11 protein-coding genes and 1 pseudogene are annotated in these 15,205 nt (G+C 69.7%); 7 read left to right on the top strand and 5 right to left on the bottom strand.

The features are described 5' to 3' along the window. Positions 1 to 61 precede the first annotated feature (61 nt). Entirely contained in the window at positions 62 to 1,435 is a 1,374-nt protein-coding gene (locus EA796_RS12590; protein ID WP_122108855.1) for a TAXI family TRAP transporter solute-binding subunit, read from the bottom strand. Positions 1,436 to 1,639: 204 nt separating this feature from the next. Further along, entirely contained in the window at positions 1,640 to 2,893 is a 1,254-nt protein-coding gene (gene yjeH, locus EA796_RS12585; RefSeq protein WP_122108854.1) for an L-methionine/branched-chain amino acid transporter, read from the bottom strand. Positions 2,894 to 3,018: 125 nt separating this feature from the next. Between yjeH and EA796_RS12580 the strand changes: the two genes are divergently transcribed. The 7 genes and pseudogenes from EA796_RS12580 to EA796_RS12550 all read left to right on the top strand — a co-directional run bounded on the left by EA796_RS12580 (position 3,019) and on the right by EA796_RS12550 (position 11,671). Then, positions 3,019 to 3,438: an Lrp/AsnC family transcriptional regulator gene (locus tag EA796_RS12580; RefSeq protein WP_021444208.1), complete on the top strand. Its 420-nt coding sequence runs from the start codon at positions 3,019 to 3,021 to the stop codon at positions 3,436 to 3,438. 2 nt (positions 3,439 to 3,440) lie between these two features. Further along, positions 3,441 to 4,657, top strand: a pseudogene (sbcD, locus tag EA796_RS12575) (exonuclease subunit SbcD). Positions 4,658 to 4,819: 162 nt separating this feature from the next. Continuing rightward, a complete protein-coding gene (locus tag EA796_RS12570) occupies positions 4,820 to 5,179 on the top strand; it encodes a hypothetical protein (protein ID WP_122108853.1) in 360 nt (119 codons plus the stop codon). A gap of 167 nt (positions 5,180 to 5,346) precedes the next feature. Further along, on the top strand, positions 5,347 to 8,781 hold the full coding sequence (locus tag EA796_RS12565; RefSeq protein WP_122108852.1) for an SbcC/MukB-like Walker B domain-containing protein: 3,435 nt from the start codon (positions 5,347 to 5,349) through the stop codon (positions 8,779 to 8,781). A 2-nt stretch (positions 8,782 to 8,783) separates the two neighbouring features. Then, complete coding sequence (locus tag EA796_RS12560) at positions 8,784 to 9,326, top strand: isochorismatase family protein (protein ID WP_122108851.1); 543 nt, start codon at positions 8,784 to 8,786, stop codon at positions 9,324 to 9,326. Positions 9,327 to 9,626: 300 nt separating this feature from the next. Then, positions 9,627 to 10,340: a type 1 glutamine amidotransferase domain-containing protein gene (locus EA796_RS12555; protein WP_122108850.1), complete on the top strand. Its 714-nt coding sequence runs from the start codon at positions 9,627 to 9,629 to the stop codon at positions 10,338 to 10,340. Positions 10,341 to 10,426: 86 nt separating this feature from the next. Beyond that, positions 10,427 to 11,671 carry an SLC13 family permease gene (locus EA796_RS12550; RefSeq protein WP_122108849.1) on the top strand — a complete coding sequence of 415 codons (1,245 nt, stop codon included), beginning with the start codon at positions 10,427 to 10,429 and terminating at the stop codon, positions 11,669 to 11,671. A gap of 67 nt (positions 11,672 to 11,738) precedes the next feature. Here the strand turns inward: EA796_RS12550 and rlmF are convergent, their stop codons facing one another. From rlmF to EA796_RS12535, 3 genes are all read right to left on the bottom strand, one after another. Further along, entirely contained in the window at positions 11,739 to 12,740 is a 1,002-nt protein-coding gene (rlmF, locus tag EA796_RS12545) for a 23S rRNA (adenine(1618)-N(6))-methyltransferase RlmF (protein ID WP_122108848.1), read from the bottom strand. 159 nt (positions 12,741 to 12,899) lie between these two features. Further along, the gene (locus tag EA796_RS12540) at positions 12,900 to 14,729 is read right to left on the bottom strand and encodes an SLC13 family permease (RefSeq protein ID WP_122108847.1); all 1,830 of its coding nucleotides are present in this window, start codon (positions 14,727 to 14,729) and stop codon (positions 12,900 to 12,902) included. A 170-nt stretch (positions 14,730 to 14,899) separates the two neighbouring features. Then, a complete protein-coding gene (locus EA796_RS12535; RefSeq protein WP_021443321.1) occupies positions 14,900 to 15,196 on the bottom strand; it encodes a helix-turn-helix domain-containing protein in 297 nt (98 codons plus the stop codon). Positions 15,197 to 15,205 lie beyond the last annotated feature (9 nt).

The following is a 15,205-nucleotide window of genomic DNA, read 5'->3' as shown; positions in this document are numbered from 1 at the left end:
CACCCTACGGCGTACAAGAAAAAGCCCGCGGTCGATTCGCGGGCTTTTTCGTTGCCCTGCGCTAGTCTCGATCCGCAGACGGCGCCAGGGACGAGGGGGCATGTTGCGGGGCGTCTCGCCGGCGTTGCTGCAGCGCTCGCAAGCGCTCGATCACGTAGCGCAGGTGCATATGCAGCTCGTACAGCTCGTTGGAGTAGGACAGCGGCACCTCGACCGCCGCCAGTTCGTCCTCCAGCTGTTCCAGGCGTTCGATCTCGCTGTCCAGCTCGGCCGGCAAGGAACCGGCGTGCAGCTTGCGGTCGATCTCGCGCAGGTGCTTGTACCAGCGGTAGATGCGCGCGCGGATGCGCCACTGGTAGATCGGCCCCACCGCCTTGACCAGCGGGATCATCACCACGATCAGCGGGATCAGCAGGATGATGTAGCGGTCGGCCAGCGAGGCGATGCGAAACGGCAGGTAGCGCTGCAGGATCGGCAGGCCCTTGGCGTAGTAGTGCTGGGCATCCTGGTGCAACTCGAAGGTGCGCGGCTCGGCGCTGGGGAAGGCGCCGGCGGCGTCGAGCAGGGTGCCGTTCTTCATCACCTCGCGGCTGGCGGCGAGAAACAGCGGCACCAGGCCGGGGTTGAACTCTTCGTTGACCACCAGGGTGGCCACCGGGGCGAGGGTGACGATGTCGCGATCCGGCGCGTTGCTGGCCAGGTCGAGCAGGCCCTCGCCGACCGTGACGCGGTTGAAGAAGGGCAGGCGCGCCTCGTAGGCGGCGGCGCGGCGAAAGTGCGCCAGGGCGATGTCGGGGCTGGCCGCCAGCTGCTGCACCAGGGCGTTCTCCGCCGGGCCGACGAAGAACGCCGCGTCCAGCTCGCCGGCCAGCAGCGCGCGGGCCGCCTTGCCGCCGCCGAGGCTGTGCCAGGTGGCGGGGTATTGCTCTGGGGCGATGGCGTTGGCGGCGAGAATGGCGTCGCTGGCGGCGCGGGTGCCGCTGCCTTCGCCGCCGAGGCCGAGGCGCAGCGGCAGCAGGTCGGCGATGCGGTCGAGGCTGGCCTCGCGCCGATAGAACAGCCACAGCGGTTCCTGGTAGATCGCCCCCAGGCTCTCCAGTCGTTGCTGCTCGGCCGGCGCGAGCTGGCGTTCCAGGCCGCTCTGCACCAGGGCGATCTGCACCTGGGGAGCGTCGGCCAGCAACTGCTGCAGGTTGTCGCGCGAGCCGGAGGTGGGCACCAGGTGCAGCTCGAAGCCTTCCTTGGCCAGTTCCTCCTTGAGCCGCTCGGCGAATTGCTGGTAGGCCCCGCCCTGGATGCCGGTGGCCATGCTGGCGCTCATCGGCGGCGGCGGGGCGACGAACTGGAACAGCGCCCAGACCAGCGCGGCCACCACCGGCACTATCCACAGGTTGGCCAGGATCATGATCTTCAGGTCGTTCAGCACGCGGCGCATGGGGCATCCTTGGGGGTGAAAGTCGCGAAGCGACGCCTTCCTGGTGTCCTTCTCCCGCAGGAGAAGCTGGCGCGCAGCGCCGGATAAGGGCAGGCGGGTTCGCTGCAAGGATAGAACCCCAAGCGCCTTGTGGTCACGCCATAGGGTGTCGTGGCGTGCGCAGTGCAAACGATGCCTATCGACCTCCTGTGCCCATGGCGCCCCCTACGCCAGGGACCTGCGCGTCGCACGCAATTGATCGAGCAGCAGCAACAGGCCGAGCAGGACCAGGGCGTACAGCGCATCGCCGCCGAGCATCGTCAGTACCGCGGCGCACAGCAGCGTGGCCAGCCCGGCCAGCCAGCGCCACACCCCGCGCAGCAGCACCGCGCCGGCGGCCATGCTGAACAGGTAGATCAGCACGAAGTTGCCGTTGGCGTAGCGGATCAGGTCGTCCACCGACAGCTCGAGCACGGCGGCCAGCAGTGCGCACAGGGCGCAACTGGCGACCACCAGCAGCAGCGCGCGAGCCGGCACGCCCTGGCCGTTGCGTCGGGCCAGCGGCGCCGGCAGCTTGCCCTCGTCGGCCAGGCTCCAGATCAGCCGGGCGAAGCCCTGGATATACACGTTCATCGAGGCGAAGCAGGCCAGGTAGCCGACCAGCGCGACCAGCACGCGGGCACGCTCGCCCAGCAGCAGCTCGAACAACCGCGGCAGGGCGGTGGTGTCGCTGTGCACATCGCCATGGGTGGCGAAGCTCAGCACCGCCACCGAACAGGCCCAGTACACCAGGCCGGCGAGCAGCACGCCGAGCAGCAGGGCCAGGGGGAAGTCGCGCTCGGGGCGCTTGAACTCCTCGCCCAGGTGGGTGAAGGCCTCGATGCCGACGAAGCACCAGAACATCACCCCCAGCGCCGCCGGCAGCAGCTGCCACTGGCCGCTCAGCGGCGGCAGCAGCGGCTGGCTGGCGCGCGGCAGGTCGCCGACCCACCAGATCAGCGCCACGCTGGCGACAATCGCCACCGCGATCAGCCCCTGCAGCACGCCCGAGGCCCTGGCCGGGCGCTGGCCGAGCAGCAGGATGGCGCCGAGGGTGGCCAGCTGGATCGCCAGCAGCCCGGCGCTGGAGAGGTCGAACAGGGCCAGCCAGAAACCGCTGGCGATATGCAGCGCGGCGGGCAGGCCGACCGGCAGCACGGCGAGAAACAGCAGCGCGCTGACCCCTTCCAGGCGCTGGCCGAAGGCGCGGCCGATCAGGTGCGGCGCGCCGCCGGCATGGGGGAAGCGTTTGCCCAGTTGGGCGAAGGTGAAGGCCACCGGCAGCACCAGGGCGATCAGCACCAGCCAGGCCCACAACGAGGCCTGCCCGGCGGCGGTGGCGGCCAGCGCCGGCACCACGAAGATGCCGGTGCCGAGCAGCGAGGTGCTGAGCAGGGCGATGCCCTGCAGCAGGCCCAGTTCCTTGTTCAGTCGACTCATGGGGTATGCTCGTGTCCTTGCGCAGAATCCCGCCATGGTAAGCCGGCGCTCCCGTGCAGGGCGTCGGCTTTCGCCGTCGAAACGGCGGTTCTGTCCCTCAACCCGCTTGTTGTTTGAGAGCCCCCGTGGACAAGTTCGACCGCCAGATCCTCGCCCTGCTGCGCCGCGATGCGCGCACCCCCGTCAGCCAGATCGCCCGCGAGGTGAACCTCTCGCGTTCGGCGGTCAGCGAGCGCATCCGCCAGCTGGAAGGCGGTGGGGTGATCCGCGGCTACCACGCCCAGGTCGCCGAGCCGGGGGCGGACGCGGTCAAGGCCTTCTTCGAGCTGTTCTACAAGGACGGCCGCTGCCAGGACTACGTCGAGCGCATGCGCCTGTACCCGGAGATCCGCCGCTGCTGCGGCATCAGCGGCGAGACCGACATGCTGGTGTACGTCGAGGCGGCCAGCATGACGCGCCTGAGCGAGATCCGCGACGCCCTCGAGGCCTTCCCGCAGATGCAGCGGGTCAAGACCCATATGGTGGTGCAGGAGTGGCCGCTGTGAGCCTGCGCCTGCTGCACACCTCCGACTGGCACCTGGGCCAGCACTTCATGGGCAAGACCCGCCAGGCCGAGCATCAGGCGTTCTGCGCCTGGCTGCTGGAACAGGTGCGGGCGCATGCGGTGGACGTGCTGCTGATCGCCGGCGACGTGTTCGACACCGGCGCGCCGCCCAGCTATGCGCGCGAGCAGTACAACCGCCTGGTGGTCGAGCTGCGCGACGCCGGCTGCGCGCTGATCGTGCTCGGCGGCAACCACGACTCGCCGGCCATGCTCGGCGAGAGCAGAACCCTGCTGGCCCAGCTCGGCGCGCGGGTGGTCCCCGGTGTCGGCCTCGACCCCGCCGAACAGGTGCTGGTGCTGCACGACCGCGCCGGCGCGCCGGGCGCCATCCTCTGCGCCATTCCCTTTATCCGTCCGCGCGAGGTGCTGGCCAGCCAGGCTGGGCAGAGCGCGCAGGACAAGCAGCAGTCGCTGCAGCAGGCCATCGCCGAGCACTACCAGACGCTGTTCGCCCTGGCCGAGGCCCGCCGCGCCGAACTGGGCCTGGCCCTGCCGATCGTCGCCAGCGGCCACCTCACCACGGTCGGCGCCAGCGCCAGCGAGTCGGTGCGCGAGATCTACGTCGGCAGCCTGGAGGCCTTTCCCACCAGCGCCTTCCCGCCGGCCGACTATATCGCCCTGGGCCATATCCACCGGCCGCAGAAGGTCGCCGGCCTGGAGCAGATCCGCTACTGCGGCTCGCCGATTGCGCTGTCCTTCGACGAGGCCAGGCAGCAGAAGGAAGTGCTGCTGGTCGAGTTCGGCGCCGGCGCTTTGCAGGCGGTCACGCCGCTGCCCGTACCCTGCTTCCAGCCCCTGGCCAGTCTGCGCGGCTCGCTCGCGGAACTAGCCGGTGCCATCGCCGAACAGGCCGCCCGGGGCAGCGCCGAGCGGCCGGTATGGCTGGAGGTGCAGGTGCGCGGCGACGACTACCTGAGCGACCTGCAGAGCCGCATCGCCGCGCTGTGCGAAGGGCTGCCGGTGGAAGTGCTGCGCATATCCGCCGCGAACGCGGCAACGCCGCCGCCAGCCTGGCCAGCGAGGCGCGCGAGACGCTGGATGAACTGTCCGCCGCCGAGGTGTTCGACAGACGCCTGCAGCAGGAGCAACTGGGCGAGGAAGAGACGCAGCGCTTGCAGGGGCTTTACCGCCGGGTGCTGGACGAGTTGACGGGGGATTGAAGCCGGCCGCTCCAAGCGTCGTCGGGCATGACGGTCCAAGTACGACTACCCTGCAAGGCTCGGGGGCTCGCCAGCGATCCGCAGAATTTAGTCCATGCAGTTTGGCTCAGGGATGCTGCTCGCCGCCAACTCACCATGACCAGGTTATTCAAGGAGCGAAGCATGGCTTTAAATCCAAACATCAACGATGAGGGGGCGCCTACCGGTGGGCGTGGTCTCGAGGACATCAGTATCGAGCCGCGCTTGTTTCAAGAGGCGCAGGGGCTTATCGACTCGATTGACGACACTTCCAAGATCTTTAGAAATCGGACGAAGAACTCGCAGTACGAGAGCGACAAATTGCACGTCGATGCGGTGCCGATTGGTAACAGGACCTATCCCTACAAGATCGAGGTGCAACGAAAGAAGGGCTCGAAGAACACCGTTGCCGTCTGCATAGCTGCTGCTAGCGCATCCGCCGGCGATGTCAGGGCCGCACTGCATGCCAGCCTTGGCGATCACCATATATGGTCGGCCCAATAAGGATAATCTTGGCGCACCGTTGCGATAGCCACAGGGTGAAACGTGTCGCGGTATTTGACTCTGTGGTTATCGTTGGGCAACAGCGCCATCTGCCCAGTCCACCGCGCCTGCACAACCCTGCCAACAATGCCAGAATGCCCGCCTGATTCCCGGCTAGCCATTCCCGCATGAAAATCCTCAGCCTGCGCCTGAAGAACCTCAACTCGCTCAAGGGCGAGTGGAAGATCGATTTTTCCGCCGCGCCCTTCGCCGACAGCGGCCTGTTCGCCATCACCGGGCCGACCGGGGCGGGCAAGACCACGCTGCTCGACGCCATCTGCCTGGCCCTGTATCACCGTACGCCGCGCATGGGCACCTTGTCGGCCAGCGGCAACGAGCTGATGACCCGGCACACCGCCGACTGCCTGGCCGAGGTCGAGTTCGAGGTCAAGGGGCAGGGCTATCGCGCCTTCTGGAGCCAGCGCCGCGCGCGCGACAAGGTCGACGGCGCGCTGCAGGCGCCCAAGGTGGAGCTGGCGCGCATCGCCGGCGGCGAGATCCTCACCGACAAGATTCGCGAGAAGGAGAGCCTGACCGCCGAGCTCACCGGCCTGGACTTCGAGCGCTTCACCAAGTCCATGCTGCTGGCCCAGGGCGGTTTCGCCGCCTTTCTCGAGGCGGGCGCCAACCAGCGCGCCGAGCTGCTTGAGGAGCTGACCGGCACCGAGGTGTACGGGCGGATTTCGCAGCAGGTCTACGAGCGCACCAAGGCCGCCGAGCAGGCACTGAACCTGCTGAAAAGCCGTGCCCAGGGCATGGAACTGCTCGACGAGGCGCAGCGCGGCGAATTGCAGGCCGAGCACCAGCGCCTGAGCCAGGAGGAAGCGCCGCTGCTGGCCCGGCAACAAAGCCTGCAGGCTCAGCGGCGCTGGCGCGAGGCCCTGCAACAGGCCGAGCAGCAGTGCCAGCAGGCGCGGTTGGGCCTGGAGCAGGCGCAGCAGGCTCAGGCGCAGGCGGCTGGCGAGCTGCAGCGCCTGGCCGCCAGCGAGCCGGCGGCGCGGTTGCAGCCGCTCTACCAGGGCTGGCAGCAGGCGCAGCAGGACAGGCAGCAGGCGCACGAGGGGCTGGACGAGCTGCAACGGCAGCAGCGCGGCAGTGCCGAGCGCGAGCGCCAGCAACTCTGGCTGGCCAGCCGCTATGCCGAGCAAGTCTTGAGTCTGCGCCAGGGCGAATTGCAGGCGCTGCTCGAACAACGGCAAAGCCTGCAGGCGCGCCTGAACGCTGCCCCGCAGCAGGCGCGGCTGGGTGAGTTGCTCGGCGGCTGGCGCGCGCAGTTCGACCAGCGCGGGCAGCTGCTCAGGGAGCAGCAGGCGCTGCAGACGCGCCTGGCGCAGGAGGCCGAGCAACTCGTCGCCCTGCAGCGTCAAGGTGAGGAGTTCTCGGCGCAGCATGAGCAAGCCGCCGCGCGCCTGGAGCAGGCGCGCGCCAGCGAAGCCCGGCAGCAGGGCGAGCTGCAGGCCTTGCTCGGCGACGGCGGCGAGGCCGGGCTGCGCGAGCGCTGGCAGCAGCTGCAGGTGCAGGGCAGGGCGCTGGATCGTCTGGAGCAGCTGGCGCAGACGCGCGAACGCCTGGCCGGGCAGCTCGCCGAGCTGAGCCCGCGGCTGGCGCAGCTGCAGCACCAGCACGCCGGCAAGCAGGACGAAATCGGCGGCCTGCGCGAGCGCTACAAGCTGCTCAAGCAGCAGCTGGCCGACAAGGAAAAGCTGCTGGAGCAGGAGCAGCGCATTCAGGATCTGGAGGCCTACCGCGCCCGCTTGCAGCCGGGCGAGGCCTGCCCGCTGTGCGGCTCGCACGAGCACCCGGCGGTCAGCCAGTACCAGGCGCTCGACGTCTCCGCCACGCGCCAGGCCCTGGAGCAGGGCCGCAACGATCTGGCGCAGCTGGAAAACCAGGGCGCCAGCCTGCGCGACGAGCTGACCCGCCTGACCACGCAGATCGCCCAGCTGCAGCAGCAGCTGGAGCAGGTCCGCGAACAGGCCGCCCAACTGGATGGGCAGTGGCAGCAGCAACTGGCCGAGCAGGCGTTGTCGCTGGCCGATGGCGCGGCCCTGGCCGAGCTGCAGCGCAGCCATGAACAGAGCCTGGCGCAAGTGCAGAGCCGGCTGGCCCAGGTCGAGAGCCGGCAGGCCGAACTGGCGCAGGCGCGCGGCGCCCGCGAGGTCGCCGAGCGGGCCCTGGCTGATACGCAGCAGCAGCAGGCGCTGCTGGCGCGCGATCTGGACAACCTGCAGGCGCGCCAGGCCGAGCAGCAGGGGCGTCTGCAGCAGCTGGAGCGGGAGCTGCAGCGCCAGGGGCAGACCCTGCTGGCCAGCCTGGACGGCTTCGCCAACCAGTTGCCCGCCGATGGCGCCGCCTGGCTGGCCGAACAGCAAAACGCCTGGCGCGACTGGCAGCAGGCCCAGGCGCAGGATCAGCAGCTGCAGGAGCTGCAGCGCGAGGCGCAGCGTCTGCTCGCCGAGGCCGAGGCGCAGGCCGCTCAGTGGCGGCAGCGCTGGCAGGCGGCAGGCGCCTCGGCATTAGCCGAGCCCGAGCCTGCGGCGCAAGCCGAGCAGGCCCTGCACGATGCGGCCGCCAGCCTGGCCAGCGCCCAGCGCGAAGGCGATGCCCTGCGTGGCCGGGAGCAGAGCCAGCAGGCGCTGCTGCAGCAACTGCAGGCGCGCCTGAACGACGCCGAGCAGCGTTGGCAGCAGGCGCTGGCGGCCAGCCCCTTCGCCGACCTGCCGGCGTTCCTCGCCGCGCTGCTGGGCGAGGATGAACGCGAACGCCTCGCCGCCTTGCAGGCGCGACTGCAGCACGCCCTGACCGAGGCCGCGACCCTGCTGGCCGCCGCCAAGGCGCAGATGCAGCAGTTACGCGCCGCGCCGCAGACGGAGCTGGCGCTGGCCGAGCTGGACGCGCAGCTGCAGGCGCTGCAGAGCGAAGTGCGCACGCTGAGCCAGCGCCAGGGCGAGCTGCGCGCCCAGTTGCAGGCCGACGATGTGCGGCGCAGCAGCCAGCAGGCGCTGTTCGCCGAGATCGAGGCGCAGCAGAGCGAGCACGCGCTGTGGCAGCAGCTCAACGGCCTGATCGGTTCGGCCGACGGCGCCAAGTTCCGCAAGTTCGCCCAGGGCCTGACCCTCGATCACCTGATCCACCTGGCCAACCGCCAGCTGGCGCGCCTGCACGGCCGCTACCAGCTGGCGCGCAAGGGCAGCGGCGAGCTGGAGCTGGAAGTGCTCGACACCTGGCAGGCCGACGTGGCGCGCGACTGCCGCACGCTGTCCGGCGGCGAGAGTTTCCTGGTCAGCCTGGCGCTGGCCCTGGCGCTGTCGGACCTGGTCAGCCACAAGACCAGCATCGATTCGCTGTTTCTCGACGAGGGCTTCGGCACCCTGGACGGCGAGACCCTGGAGGTGGCCCTGGACGCGCTGGACAACCTCAACGCCAGCGGCAAGACCATCGGCGTGATCAGCCACGTCGAGGCGATGAAGGAGCGCATCCCGGTGCAGCTGCGCGTATACAAGGGCGTCGGCCTCGGCTACAGCCGGCTCGACGCGCGTTTTGCGGTGAAGGAAGGAGCATAGCGATGTTGATGCAAGCCAATGAGTCCACCCTGCTGCTGATCGACCTGCAGGAGCGCCTGCTGCCGGCCATCGACGGCGCCGCCGAGCTGGCCGAGCAGGCCGCCTGGCTGCTGCGTCTGGCGCAGCGCCTGCAGGTGCCGGTGATCGCCACCGAGCAGTACCCCAAGGGCCTGGGGCCGACCCTGGCGCCGCTGCGCGAACTGCTGCCGGCGGGCGCGCTGCGCGAGAAGATCCACTTTGCCGCCACGGCCGGCGCCGGGGTGTTCGACCTGCCCGGCGGCGCGCGTCGGCAGTTCGTGGTGATGGGCGCGGAAACCCACGTCTGCGTGCTGCAGACGGTGCTCGGTCTGCTGGCCGCCGGGCGCGAGGTGTTCGTGGTGGACGAGGCGGTGGGTTCGCGCACGCCGCGCGACAAGGCCCTGGGCCTGGCGCGGATGCAGCGCGCCGGGGCGGCGATCGTCTCGCGCGAGATGGTCGCCTTCGAGTGGCTGGAGCAGGCCGGCAGCGAGCTGTTCCGCCAGGTCAGTCGCGAGTTTATCCGCTAGCGTTATCACGCGGCTTTCTGGGTTCCCGCCTGCGCGGGAATGACCAATCCAACTCCCGTCATCCCCGCGAAGGCGGGGATCCACTCGTGTCGCGATACGAATGATCTGTCGCTTTCCGTGGCCGTGCGGAGGATGGATCACGCTTCGCCGATCCAGGGCTCTGGCGGATGTGAAAAGCGACATCCACGCCAGGGTCAGGGCCGTCCGTCCGCTGGCGGGGAAAGGGCCGGCAACTGTTCTACTGTGGTGGGGTATGCGCCGCGCGGACGGCGCCCTTCACTCGCTACAGGAGCAGAAGCGATGGGCAAGAAGATCCTGGTGGTGCTAACCAGCGTGGCCAAGTATCCCAACCTCGACCGGGCCACCGGCCTGTGGCTGGGCGAGGCGGTGCATTTCGTCAAGAAGATGCAGGCCGACGGCCATGCGGTCGATTACGTCAGCCCGCTGGGCGGCTATACGCCCATCGACCCGCACAGCCTGTCCATGGCCGAACCGGTGGACTGGCAGTGGTATCAGGACAAGGCCTTCATGAACCGCCTGGGAGCCACGTTGACGCCGGACCAGGTCAGGGCCGAGGACTACGCGGCGATCTATTACGCCGGCGGCCACGGGGTGATCTGGGACTTCCCCGACAACGCCGCGCTGCAGGCGCTGGCGCGCGACATCTACGAGGCCGGCGGGGTGGTGTCCTCGGTCTGCCACGGCGCGGTCGGCCTGCTCAATATCAGGCTGTCCGACGGCGCGCTGCTGCTGGCCGGCAAGCGCGTCACCGGCTTCTCCAATACCGAGGAGAAGCTCGCCCAGCTGGACCAGCACGTGCCCTTTCTCACCGAGACCGAACTGGTCCGGCGCGGCGCCCACTACGAGAAGGCGCCGGAGCCCTGGCTGCCGTTCGCCATCGCCGACCAGCGCCTGATCACCGGGCAGAACCCGGCGTCCGGCGGGCCGGTGGCCGATCTGGTGCTGGCCGAGTTGCAGCAGGGCGCCGCGCCTGAGGGCATGGTCGGGGCCTGAGGCGCCCCATTCCCTTGTCCCGCCGCTGGCGCTAGAGTGCGCCGCTACTGCCACAGGGCAGTGACGGCGCATCTGGCGGAGCGGGCATGGCGATCACTTCCTGGCTGGTTATCGGCCTGTTTCTTCTCACCTACCTGGGCATGGCCGCCGGCGGCGTGCGCGGGCTGCGCATCGACCGCAGCTGGATCGCCGGCTGCGCCGCGGTGCTGCTGCTGGTCAGCGGCGCGCTGAGCATGGACGAGGCAGCGGGGCACCTGGACGCCGGGGCGCTGCTGCTGTTGCTGGCGCTGATGCTGATCTCCGCGCAGTTCGACTTCTCCGGGGTGTACGCCTGGCTCAACCAGTACCTGACCCACCATGCCCAGCGCCCGGCGCTGCTGCTGGCCGGGGTGGTGCTGCTCGGCGGCGGGCTGTCGGCGCTGCTGGTCAACGATATCGTCGCCTTCGCCCTGACCCCGCTGCTGTGCCACAGCCTGCAGCTGCGCGGTCTCGACCCGCGGCCGTTTCTCCTGGGCCTGGCGCTGTCGTGCAACGCCGGCTCGGCCGCCAGCCTGATCGGCAACCCGCAGAACATCCTCATCGGTCAGGCCGGCGGCCTGGATTTCTGGGGCTACCTGGCCCTGGCCGCGCCGGTGGCGCTGCTGGCCATGGCCATCGTCTACGCCGTGCTCTGGCTGCAGTGGCGCAACCGCTGGGGCACGCCGCAGCCGCTGCCGGTGGAGGAAACCCCGGCGGCGCGCATCTACGGTGCGCACAGCTACCTCAAGCCGCTGGCGGCCAGCCTGGCGCTGCTGGCGCTGTTCGCCACCGCGCTGCCGCGCGAGCTGTCGGCGCTGCTGGTGGCGGCGCTGGTGATGGTGTCGCGACGGGTGGACAGCCGCGACTACGTACACAAGGTGGACTGGAACCTGCTGCTGCTGTTCGCCGGGCTGTTTCTGGTCAGCGGCGCGGCGCTGGAGCTGCCGGAGCTGGCCGGTGCCGGCCACTGGCTCGCCGCCCACGGCCTGCTGCCGCAGGGCATATGGGCGCTGGCCTCGGCCTCGTTGCTGGCCAGCAACCTGATCGGCAACGTGCCCTTCGTGGTGCTGCTGCTGGGCCTGCTGCCGGAACTGTCCGAGCCGGTGCTGGTGGGCCTGGCGCTGATGTCGACCCTGGCCGGCAACCTGCTGCTGATCGGCAGCGTGGTCAACCTGATCGTCGCCGAAGGCGCGAAGCGCCAGGGCGTGCGCATCGGCTTCGTCGACTATGCCCGCAGCGGCGTGCCGGTGACCCTGCTGAGCATGGCCGCGGCGGGCTTGTGGCTGGGCCTGGGCGGCTGGTTGCCCTGGTAGGTGGCTTGATGCGCCCGGAGCCCGCTAGGGGATAGCGCGTAGGGGGCGCCGTGCACACCAGCAGCTCTCACCGCCAACGGGTTTGCCGCCAGGCGCTGCGCTGCTCGGCATCCTGGAAGGTCCAGGCCACCAGGCGGCTCTGCTTCTGGCCCTGGGCCATACCCAGCACCCGCACCTCACAGGCGCCGGCCTTGGCCAGCCAGCCTTGCAGCAGTTCGACGTTGCCGCCCTTGGACACCAGGCTGCTGAACCACAGCAGCTGCTCGGCCACCTGCGCGCTCTCGCTGGCCATGCGCTTGAGGAAGGCCGCCTCGCCGCCCGGGCACCACAGCTCGGCGGCCTGGCCGCCGAAGTTGAGCACCGGCAGCTTGCGCTTGGGGTCGAGCTTGCCGAGGTTGCGCCACTTGCGCGTGCTGCCGCGGCTGGCGTCGTCGGCGCTGGCGTGGAAGGGCGGGTTGCACAGGCTCAGGTCGAAACGCTCGCCGGGCTGCAGCAGGCCCTGGAAGATGTGTTCGGCATTGGCCTGCTGGCGCAGCTCGACGGCGCCGCTCAGCTGCGGGTTGGCGGCGACTATGGCGCACGCCGAGGCCAGCGCCTCGGCGGCGATATCGGCGCCGGTGAAGTGCCAGCCGTATTCGCAGTGGCCGATCAGCGGGTAGATGCAGTTGGCGCCGACGCCGATATCCAGGGCGCGGATGGCGCCGCCACGCGGGATCTGCCCGGCATTTTCGCTGGCCAGCAGATCGGCGAGGTTGTGCAGGTAGTCGGCGCGCCCGGGGATCGGCGGGCACAGGTAGCCGTCGGGAATGTCCCAGTGCTCGATGCCGTAGAACTGCTTGAGCAGGGCGCGGTTGAATACTTTCACGGCGGCCGGATCGGCGAAGTCGATGCTCGGCTTGCCGTAGGGGTTGGCGATGACGAAGCGGCCCAGATCGGGGCTGAGCTGGATCAGCGCGGGAAAGTCGTAATGGCCCTGGTGGCGGTTGCGCGGGTGCAGCTGGCCCTTGGCCGGAGCGGTCTTGACGGCGGGCGGGGCGGGCTTGCGCGGGCGTTTCGGCGGCTGGGGCATGGCGGGCATCTGGCGGGTCGGGGCGCGGGATTTTCCCACAGCCAGGCCTGGCGCGCAGCCGCGGCGTCTCGCGCCTCTGCGCGGCTGAAGCCGCTTCTACGGGCGCGTACGCTGTACCGCATGCCCCTGCAGGGTGTCGCGGGGCCGCCCAGGCCAAGTTCAGAGCGGAAAGATCAGCGGTACCAGCAGCACGCTGACGACCATCACCAGCAGGGTGAAGGGCACGCCGATGCGCACGAAGTCGCCGAAGCGGTACTGGCCGGGGCCGAGCACCAGGGTGTTGACCGGCGAGGAGATCGGCGTCATGAACGCCGCCGAGGCGGCCAGCGCCACGGTCATGGCGAAGGGCAGCGGCGAGGCGTCCAGCGCCTGCGCGGTGGCGATGGCCACCGGCGCCATCAGCACCGCGGTGGCGGTGTTGGAGATGAACAGGCCGATCAGCGCGGTCAGGGTGAACAGGCTGGCGAGGATCAGGTAGGGCCCGGCGCCACCCAGGCCACCGACCAGCAGCTGGACCGCCAGCTCGACGCCGCCGGTCTGCTGCAGGGCCTGGGCGAAGGGCAGCATGCCGACGATCAGGATCAGCGTCGGCCAGTGGATGGCGCGGTAGGCGCTGTCCAGATCGATGCAGCGAAACGCGCCCAGCAGCAGGCAGGCGATCAGCGCGGCCAGCACGTTGGGCACCAGGCCGGAAACCATCAGCGCCACCATCACCGCCAGGCTGAGCAGGGCGTAGGGTGCCTTGCGCGCGGCCGGCGCCACCTCGGCCACTTCCGCCGGCAGGCTGAGCACCAGGAAATCGCGGCTCTGTGCCTGCAGGCGGTGGATGTCCTTCCACTCGCCGGCCACCAGCAGGCAGTCCGAGGCCTTGAGCTTCTCGTCCACCAGCAGGCCTTCCAGGGCCCGGCCCTGGCGGCGCAGGCCGACCACGTTGAGCTTGTGCCGCGAGCGAAAGCCCAGTTCCTGAATGGTCTTGCCCGGCAGCTGCGACTCCGGCGGCAGCGCCACCTCGGCCAGGCCCAGCTGGTGGGCGTGCAGGCTGAAGTAGGAGTGCGGCAGCGGCATGGGTTCCAGGCCGAGTGCCTGGTAGCTGCCGAGCAGGCCGATGGCGGGGCTGGCGATGTCCACCAGCAGCACGTCGCCGGGCTCCAGCTGGGTGTTGCCGCTGGCCACCAGCAGCAGGGTGCGCAGGCGTCGGCGGCGCTCGACGGCGATCACGTTGATGCCGTAGTCGCGGCGCAGCGCCAGCTCGTTGAGCACCTGGTTGGCCAGCGGCGAGTCGGCGCGCAGTTGCAGGCGCCGCTCGCGGCCGTTCAGGCGGTAGCGTTCGGCCAGGTCGGCGAGGGTCAGGCGTGGCGGCTCATCGCCCTTGCCGGCCGCGCTGCGCGCCAGCCAGCGCCGCGCCAGCAGCATGTAGCCGATACCCAGCAGCAGCACGGCCAGGCCGATGGGGGTGAAGTCGAAGAAGGAAAAACCGTCCAGGCCGGCGCGGCGCAGTTCGGCGTGCACCACCAGGTTGGGCGGGGTGGCCACCAGGGTGAGCATGCCGCTGATCAGCCCGGCGAAGGCCAGCGGCATCATCAGCCGCGCCGGGGCGATGCGCAGGCGCGCGGCGACGCCGAGCACCACCGGGATGAAGATCGCCACCACGCCGGTGGAGCTCATCACCGAGCCGAGGCCGGCCACCGTCAGCATCAGCAGGATCAACAGGCGCGTCTCGCTGCTGCCGGCCCTGGCCACCAGCCAGTCGCCGAGACGGTAGGCGATGCCGGTGCGCACCAGGCCGTCGCCGATGACGAACAGCGCGGCGATCAGGATCACGTTGGCGTCGCTGAAGCCGGCCAGGCTCTGTTGCAGGTCGAGCACGCCGCTCAGCGGCAGGGCGACCAGCACCAGCAGGGCGACCACGTCCATGCGCGGCTTGCCGATGACGAAGAGGGTGACGGCGCCGGCCAGCAAGGCCAGCACCCACAGCAGATCCGGATTCATCGCAACTCCCTAACGCCTGCTCACAACCTGCTGCGCGTCGGCCCTGCTGCGTTGAAAACAGGCTCGGAGTGCTCATTTACCACAAGTAAACTGCGCCTCCTCTCCTGTTTTCGCCTTGCAGGAACCTAGCTCGCTAGGCTGTGAGCAGGCTCTAGATGCTGGCGAGTATTTCAGGGATAACCGAGGGTGGTCTTGATCTGTTGCAGGTTAGCGGCGATCCAGCGCTTGTCGAAGGGGCCCCAGTCGCGGATCAGGTAGTGCCCGGCGTTGTTGCGCTCGCCCGCGTTCTGCTCGAACTGGCAGTCGATATCCAGTTCGGCCAGCGCCGCCAGGGTGTCCTGGGCGGTGCGCCGTGGCATGCCGGTGGCGGCCATCAGCGCCGGCACGCTGGTGGCCTGGCCGCTGTCGATCAGCCAGGCGACGTAGAGGCGGCGGTAGAAGCTGGTGCGGGTCTTGCTCACGTCCATGTGCGGCGC

It is taken from the genome of Pseudomonas sp. AOB-7, from assembly GCF_003696305.1.
Lineage (GTDB): Bacteria > Pseudomonadota > Gammaproteobacteria > Pseudomonadales > Pseudomonadaceae > Aquipseudomonas.
This window is presented reverse-complemented; position numbering and strand designations above follow the sequence as displayed.

Excerpts from the sequence above, each read along its gene's own strand:
- yjeH (WP_122108854.1), bottom strand. The coding sequence starts at position 2,893 with ATGAGTCGACTGAACAAGGAACTGGGCCTGCTGCAGGGCATCGCCCTG.
- rlmF (WP_122108848.1), bottom strand. The coding sequence starts at position 12,740 with ATGCCCCAGCCGCCGAAACGCCCGCGCAAGCCCGCCCCGCCCGCCGTC.
- EA796_RS12570 (WP_122108853.1), top strand. The coding sequence starts at position 4,820 with ATGGCTTTAAATCCAAACATCAACGATGAGGGGGCGCCTACCGGTGGG.
- EA796_RS12555 (WP_122108850.1), top strand. The coding sequence starts at position 9,627 with ATGGGCAAGAAGATCCTGGTGGTGCTAACCAGCGTGGCCAAGTATCCC.
- EA796_RS12540 (WP_122108847.1), bottom strand. The coding sequence starts at position 14,729 with ATGAATCCGGATCTGCTGTGGGTGCTGGCCTTGCTGGCCGGCGCCGTC.
- EA796_RS12535 (WP_021443321.1), bottom strand. The coding sequence starts at position 15,196 with ATGGACGTGAGCAAGACCCGCACCAGCTTCTACCGCCGCCTCTACGTC.
- EA796_RS12550 (WP_122108849.1), top strand. The coding sequence starts at position 10,427 with ATGGCGATCACTTCCTGGCTGGTTATCGGCCTGTTTCTTCTCACCTAC.
- EA796_RS12565 (WP_122108852.1), top strand. The coding sequence starts at position 5,347 with ATGAAAATCCTCAGCCTGCGCCTGAAGAACCTCAACTCGCTCAAGGGC.
- EA796_RS12590 (WP_122108855.1), bottom strand. The coding sequence starts at position 1,435 with ATGCGCCGCGTGCTGAACGACCTGAAGATCATGATCCTGGCCAACCTG.
- EA796_RS12560 (WP_122108851.1), top strand. The coding sequence starts at position 8,784 with ATGTTGATGCAAGCCAATGAGTCCACCCTGCTGCTGATCGACCTGCAG.